5 protein-coding genes and 1 pseudogene are annotated in these 7755 nt (G+C 32.4%); all 6 read left to right on the top strand.

The features are described from left to right. The first annotated feature begins 193 nt into the window (after positions 1 to 193). Complete coding sequence (locus tag BUB32_RS03155) at positions 194 to 2680, top strand: O-antigen ligase family protein (RefSeq protein WP_072967398.1); 2487 nt, start codon at positions 194 to 196, stop codon at positions 2678 to 2680. A 157-nt stretch (positions 2681 to 2837) separates the two neighbouring features. Continuing rightward, on the top strand, positions 2838 to 3368 hold the full coding sequence (locus BUB32_RS03160; RefSeq protein ID WP_072967400.1) for a GNAT family N-acetyltransferase: 531 nt from the start codon (positions 2838 to 2840) through the stop codon (positions 3366 to 3368). Positions 3369 to 3446: 78 nt separating this feature from the next. Beyond that, positions 3447 to 3602, top strand: coding sequence for a hypothetical protein (locus BUB32_RS12935; RefSeq protein ID WP_003870603.1), 156 nt, complete (start codon positions 3447 to 3449; stop codon positions 3600 to 3602). 300 nt (positions 3603 to 3902) lie between these two features. Then, positions 3903 to 5603 (top strand): ATP-binding protein, encoded by a 1701-nt coding sequence (locus BUB32_RS03165; protein WP_072967402.1) that lies wholly within the window; start codon positions 3903 to 3905, stop codon positions 5601 to 5603. 25 nt (positions 5604 to 5628) lie between these two features. Further along, positions 5629 to 7323: an AAA family ATPase gene (locus BUB32_RS03170; RefSeq protein ID WP_072967404.1), complete on the top strand. Its 1695-nt coding sequence runs from the start codon at positions 5629 to 5631 to the stop codon at positions 7321 to 7323. A 247-nt stretch (positions 7324 to 7570) separates the two neighbouring features. Then, positions 7571 to 7755: pseudogene (locus BUB32_RS03175) on the top strand (DUF6431 domain-containing protein); the annotation flags it as partial.

A 7755-nucleotide genomic window follows, 5' to 3' on the forward strand; every position in this document is an offset into this window, starting at 1 on the left:
ATCCTCCTTTTTCTATTTTCACTTTATTATATTCTTTCAATTAAAATATGTGATTGAGGCAAATTGTGCCTTTTGGGGATTTTAAATTTGTAATTGATAGTTTGATAAAAAGAAGGAAAAGTGAAATTTTTGTCGAATATGTATATACTGTGGTCTTAATGGATTAAAATGCTACAAGAAGAGGGGATTGAAAATGGCGCAAAAAATAGCTGCAAAAAAGGGCAAGACAATAAAAAAACAAACGAAAAAAACATACAGAAGTTTTGCAAGCTTAGACACAATATTTTATATATTACTTGTAATTCTCGTATTTTATCCACCTTTTTTTAGAGGCATGTATTTCGAAAAAGAAATGTTTCCCACAATTGCATTGACTTCTGCGGTATTTATTATATGGGCTATTTCTAAAATTGTGCAAAAAGAACCCATAATAAGTACTACCTTAGACTATGCTGCTTTATCCCTTGTAGGGGCGTATATAATCTCTAGTTTTTTTGCTGTAAATATAAGGGCGAGCATAGGGGAAGTTTTGAGATATTTTGATTATTTGTTTATATATTTCATAGTTAGTAGGACCGTAAGAGATAACAAAAAAATTTTTATACTATTAAATGCGTTAGTTTTAAGCTCATTTGTAGTAGCGGTTGTGGGGCTGGGATCTTCAGTTAATCTCATCCATTACAACGGTTCATGGGTAGGAGGCAGGATAAACTCTACTTTTCAGTATCCTAATACAACAGCTTCATTTTTGATGGCTTTTTTCCTTGTCAATTTAACTTTAATTTCTTACACTGACAATAAATATTTAAAGGCAATATACGGCATGACCGCTTATACACAGTTTTACGCTTATGTATTTACCTTGTCTCGCGGTGCATGGCTTATGCTTCCTTTTCTTGGCATTATTCTTATGCTTTTGATGCCAAGGGGCAAAAGAATAGAACCTTTTATGTATTTTGTGGGGGTTGTAATTGCTTCAGCACTGCCTATAGTAAAATTTAATTCAGCAGTTGCCAGCGGGGCAGCTCTCAATTTAATCAAATGGTATTTGATTGGAGTCTTTGCTTCACTAATTGTTACATACGCAATAAGCTTTATTGTGAGTGTTGTAAATAAAATAAATGTGAAAGTTGGAATAGCTATTGCTGCTGTAATTGGAATCTTTGTGTTGGTAGCAGGATACATAGTTTTTACAACTCAAGTTCCATTGACTTTAAAACATGATGTAGAGGAGTCTGACAGCATAAAAAGCGTAACGAGATTTGTGAGTGCAGAACCTGACAGAGTTTATGTGTTAAAATACGATGTTGTAGCCAAAAATCCCTCAAATAAAGATTGGGCTTACGGCATAATAATAAACAGCAGAAATGAAAATGACCAATCCACTAAAATTACAGAATTTTACGACAAAGACAATTTCATTGGCGAAAAAACAATAGAATTTTCTACTTTAAAAGACACAAAAAGGCTTGCCATAACATTTGTAAATAATTTTCAAAACACGTCAGTTACTTTTACAAAGGCGCAAATATATCCTAAAAATGCTCCTTATGAAGCACAAAACATAATGTTAAAATACAAATACTTGCCGGAGGATATTGCATCACGTGTCCAAGATATAAGCCTGTCAACCCAAAGTAGCTCACAGAGAATGCAGTTTTACAAAGATGGATTAAAAATTTTTAAAGATTATCCTATATTTGGAGCAGGTGGTGGTGCATGGGCATCACTATATTTCAAATACCAATCTTACCTGTATTGGACTACTCAGACTCATAACTATTTCATGCAGGTACTTTTAGATACGGGTATCATTGGAGCTATTGCTATAATATTTTTGTTGGTATCCCTTTTTAGAAGCATGCATAGAGTGTATAAAGGATACATGGAAGACAAAGACAGAATTTTAATTGCTGCAATTATAACAGCAATAATAAGCCTTTATGCTCATGCTGCAATGGATTTTGACCTGTCGCTTTCTGCAGTATCTATTGCACTTTGGGCATTAATTGGTGTAATAAATTCTCTGGACATACTAAAAGTTAAAGTAAAAAACAAAAAAATTTACTTAAACTATTTAGCGATAGTTGTAGCCTTTGTTGTAATGTTTATGTCTACCTCTATGTCAGTAGCGCTAAGTTATGCCGTAAAAGGGGATAACTTTTTGAGACAACAAAATTTTATTTTGGCGGAACAAAATTATGAAAAAGCAGTATCCTATGACCCATGGAACGCAAAATACAGAATGACATACGGGCAAATTCTCACCGCCCTTGGTGACCAGTTAAAAGATGCTGTAAGGCTTCAAAAAGCGATGTTTGAAGAAGAAAAAGCCGTGCAATTAGAGCCTTTTAATTCTCAACTTAATGCCCAACTGGGAGCTTTCTATCTTGCTCATGGACAAATTGACCTTGGCCTTAAATATGTATTAAAAGCAGTGGAAGTACAACCATTGAGGCCAGAAAATTACCAGCAATTAGCTGATGCTTATAACAAAGTTGGTATGTATTATTTAAACAATGGAGATAAAGAAAAGGCAAAAGAATTTTTGCAAAAAGCGGTAGATGTACAAAAAATGTTTGACAAAGCAAATTCCAAATCATTAGAGCCAAAGCCTATGACTGAAATGACCAAACAGATAATAGAAGAATCCCAAAAGACGCTTCAAGAGATACATTAAAAGTGTATCTCTCTTTTTTATCTTGATTTACCATAAAAGGAATGGTATGATAAAATCAATAAAGGCTTTTAAAAAGGACAGTTATATTTGATATGACAGTTATCGAACTGTATAAATAGTCTTAATATTATGATATATTTTAGTTGGAGGAAGAATAATGAAAATAATTACTAAAAAAGGGAAAAATATTTATATAAGACCTCCTAAATACGAGGAAACTGCTTATATAAATAAATTATGGTCCGATGTGGATACAACAGGTGAAGTTGGTGGACCTTTTTTCTTACCAGAGGGGAAAGTATCATCTTGGTTTCAAAAAATGGTTGATCCTACGGATGGACATAATTTCTATTGTCTAATTTTTAACAATAAAGATGAACCTGTAGGTGAAGTAAGTTTCCATCGATTTGACGATTCAACTAAAACGGCAGAACTGAATATTAAAATTGAAAGAATACACAGAGGAAAAGGTTATGCAAAAGAAGCACTATTTTTACTTTTGGACTACTATTTTAATGAGTTTGGTGGAGAAATAATGATCGACCCGGTCCTTCTAAGCAATAAAAGGGCGCAAAAAATGTTATTATCATTTGGATTTGAACATGACCCTTCAAACAAGGAAGTATTCCTGTTAAAAATGACAAAGGATATGTTTAATAAAATTAAAGATGGTATTTTACCCACATAAACATAATTTAACCTTGATTACTTGTAATAAGAATGGTATGATGAAGCTAGTAAATGGTTTTTATATGGGGGCCATGAAATGACAAATGAAGATTTTGTGAATTTTATTGTTGACAAATTTAATAGTTTTGAAAAAAGGTTTGACAACTTTGAAAAAAGATTGGATGGATTTGAAGAAAGATTTGATGAAGCTATTACAAAAATAAAGATGAAGTTAGAGAAAACACTAGATTAGAATGATAAAAAGATTACCGAATTAAACCAAAAATCACAGGAAGTGAAGTTGGATAGACAGCTTTTAAAGAGAGCAGTAGTAAATTTGTAGACATCGAGATACACTATAAAGTGTGTCTTTTTTTGTAAAGTGTAGCAGTAAAATCCTGGGCCGAAGTGAAGCGAAGCCTTAAGCCGAAGTGAATGGTCTCCGAAGAATCTTTCTCTTCTGTTATTCTGAGGTGAAGCAGAAGAATCTCATGCATAAAGGAATACAAAAAATGCAAAAAGTATTAAAAAAGAAAGGTAGGAGGGTGTAGAGATGAAGAAAATACCCTATGGTATGTCCAATTTCAGAGCGATGAGAGAAGAAGGATACCTATATGTGGACAAAACGATGTATATAGAGAAGATAGAGAACTTAAATAGCAAATACCTGTTTTTCATAAGGCCGAGGAGGTTTGGAAAAAGTCTTTTTCTTTCCACATTGGAGAACTACTATGACATAAACAATGAGAAAGACTTTGAGAAACTATTTGGCGACTTATATATAGGGAAGAACCCAACAAAGCTAAAGAACAGTTATATGATACTCAAACTGAATTTTTCAGGTCTAAACACAGAAAACAAAGACCAACTAAAAGAGTCCTTTTTGTTAAGTGTGAAAAATTCAATAAATGCTTTATTAGGTAGATACGAGGGTATATTAGAAAATACGGAAGAAATAAGGGAGAAAATTGACCAAATAACTGATATAAATGCAGTTATAATGACGCTAATAAATGAAGTAAAGAAAGTAGGTAAAAAGGTATACCTAATAATAGACGAATATGACCATTTTGCCAATGACATAATAGCGATGGGTGAGAGTGAATTTTACAGAGAGATAGTGAGGGCATCAGGATTTGTAAGAGACTTTTATGAGACATTGAAGATAGGGACAGAGAGTGTAATAGACAGGATATTCATAACAGGGATATCCCCAATAATGCTGGATGACTTAACGAGTGGGTTTAACATAGCATTAAATGTCACAATGGATTTAAGCTTAAATGAGATGCTGGGATTTACAGAAGAAGAAGTGGTGAAGATACTAGAAGAAGTAGGGATAGAGGAAAAAGAAAGAGAAAAATCATTAGAAGAATTAAAAGAATTATACGATGGTTATTTATTTAGCGCAGAAGCGGAGAAGAGGATATACAATCCCGACATGGTATTGTATTATCTTGACAGCATAGTAAGATACAAAAAACCGCCTAGAAATTTATTAGACGACAATGTAAAGACAGACTATGGTAGGCTAAACAGGCTTACGATGAATGAAGAGAACAAGGCATTATTAGAGAGGATCATAAAAGAAGAAGGGATAGTAGCGGAGATAGTAACAAAATTTTCATTTGACAGAATGTACGACGAAGAATACTTTGTATCACTGCTATTCTATATGGGATTACTCACGATAGAGAGGCAAGAAAAAACGAGATTATTTTTAAAAATACCCAATTACGTAATCAAGACAATAATGTGGGAATATATAGAAACGAATTTAAAGAAAGAATACAAAATTAATCTTAACCTAAATGAGTTAAGGAAGACCATAGAAGAGATGGCGTATGAAGGGAGAATAAAACCGTATATAGAGTATATAAGCCAGAACGTGCTAAAGGTGCTTTCGAACAGGGACATAATAAAATTTGATGAAAAATATATCAAAGTGATATTAATTACGTATCTTGTAAACAGTAAAGCCTATAGGCCAATAAGTGAGAGGGAGACAGAAGGAGGGTATATAGACATATACTTGGAGAGGGACATAAGGATACCAGATATAAAATACGAGTGGTTGATAGAGCTAAAGTATGTAAAGAAGAGTGAGAAAGACAAAGTAGACAAGATAAAAGAAGAAGGAATAAAGCAGCTTAAGAGGTATAGAGAAAGCAGAGGGCTAAAAGAGAGAAAAGATGTAAAGCAGGCGCTAATCATATTCATAGGCAAGGACGAATACCAAGTAATTGAAGTGTAAAAAAGAAAAGAAAGAGGTGGTAAACATGAAGAAAATACCCTATGGTATGTCCAATTTCAGAGCGATGAGAGAAGAAGGGTACCTGTATGTAGACAAAACGATGTATATAGAGAAGATAGAGAACTTAAATAGCAAATACCTGTTTTTCATAAGGCCGAGGAGGTTTGGGAAAAGTCTCTTTCTTTCCACATTAGAGAACTACTATGACATAAACAATGAGAAAGACTTTGAGAAACTATTTGGCGACTTATATATAGGGAAGAAGCCAACAAAGCTAAAGAACAGTTATATGATACTCAAACTGAATTTTTCGGGATTAGATACAGGCAATAGAGACAGGTTAGAAATATCATTCAAACAAAATCTAATTGATTCAATAAATGGCTTTTTAAATGACTATCAAAGTATATTTAAAGATATAGAGGAAATAAAACAACATATAAAAGAGAAACCAGATATAAAATCGATAGTAAATCAGCTAATAAATGAAGTAAAGAAAGTAGGTAAAAAAATATACCTAATAATAGACGAATATGACCATTTTGCCAATGACATAATAGCGATGGGTGAGAGTGAATTTTACAGAGAGATAGTGAGGGCATCAGGATTTGTAAGAGACTTTTATGAGACATTGAAGATAGGGACAGAGAGTGTAATAGACAGGATATTCATAACAGGGATATCCCCGATAATGCTGGATGACTTAACAAGTGGATTTAACATAGCATTAAATGTCACAATGGATTTAAGCTTAAATGAGATGCTGGGATTTACAGAAGAAGAAGTGGTGAAGATACTAGAAGAAGTAAGGATAGAGGAAAAAGAGAATTTAATAAATAACTTAAGGGAATTATACGATGGCTATAAATTCAACAAAAATGCCAAGACAAGGGTATACAATCCAGACATGGTACTATACTTTTTAGCACAATACAAAAACACAGGAGGATATCCAGAGTATTTAATAGACGACAATGTAAAGACAGACTATGGCAGGCTAAACAGGCTTACAATGAATGAAGAGAACAGGGCATTGTTAGAGAGGATCATAAAAGAGGAAAGGATAGTAGCGGAGATAGTAACAAAATTTTCATTTGACAGAATGTACGACGAAGAATACTTTATTTCTCTTCTATTTTATATGGGCTTATTAACAATAAAAGATTACAGGTACAATATCTTAGAACTTGGAATACCTAATTACGTAATAAAAACAATGTATTGGGAGTACTTCGGTAGAAAATTAAAGGAAGAAAACAACATAAAATATGAAATGCTGGAAATAGCAAAAGCCATATGGGAAATGGCATTTGAAGGGAAAATAAAGAATTTTATAAAATTTATAAGTGAAAAAGTTCTAAAAGTATTATCCAATAGAGATACAATAAAATTTGATGAAAAATATATAAAAATAATACTCTTTTCATACTTGACAATGAGTAACATATACAAGCCTATAAGTGAGAAAGAAACAGAGGGAGGTTATATAGATATTTATTTAGAAAAAGACATAAGAATGCCAGATGTAAAATACGAATGGTTGATAGAGCTAAAGTATGTAAAGAAAAGTGACGAAAAATATATTGGGGAGATAATAGAAAAAGGGAAAGAACAATTAAAGAGATACCGTGAAAGTATGCAATTTAAAGATAAACAAAATTTAAAGAAAGCATTAGTGGTATTTATAGGAAAAGGAGATTACAAAATATTTGAAGAGTAATTAGAAGAAAGTTATCCAGCATCAGGAAAGAATAAATCAGACTTCAAAGGTTTACTATAATCTTTTCATGGAATATCATTCTATAAAATTATAAAAAATTCCTTTGGTGTCATTTCTCAAATTAATTTAGCCCAAAACCGATAAAATTTTTCAGATTAAATAATCTTGTGATAAAATTAATGCTAAAGGAATTAAAAAAAATTTTTTCAGATTCCTTTAGCATTAATTTTAATTGGAGAGGTTACTTATGCAAATAGTTTTCCATGTTGATAACATTGAAGAGTATTTACGAAAGGGTAAAGATTACAATTTCCCTGCCCCGCCAGATAGATGTCCTTATCCCGATTGCAAGTGTAGAGTAAAACTAAAAAAGCACGGGTTTTATTACCGTTACTATTTAGATGGACCTAACTGTGTAAAAATAGCCATAAG

Origin of the sequence: Thermoanaerobacter uzonensis DSM 18761 (assembly GCF_900129115.1) — a bacterium.
Lineage (GTDB): Bacteria > Bacillota > Thermoanaerobacteria > Thermoanaerobacterales > Thermoanaerobacteraceae > Thermoanaerobacter > Thermoanaerobacter uzonensis.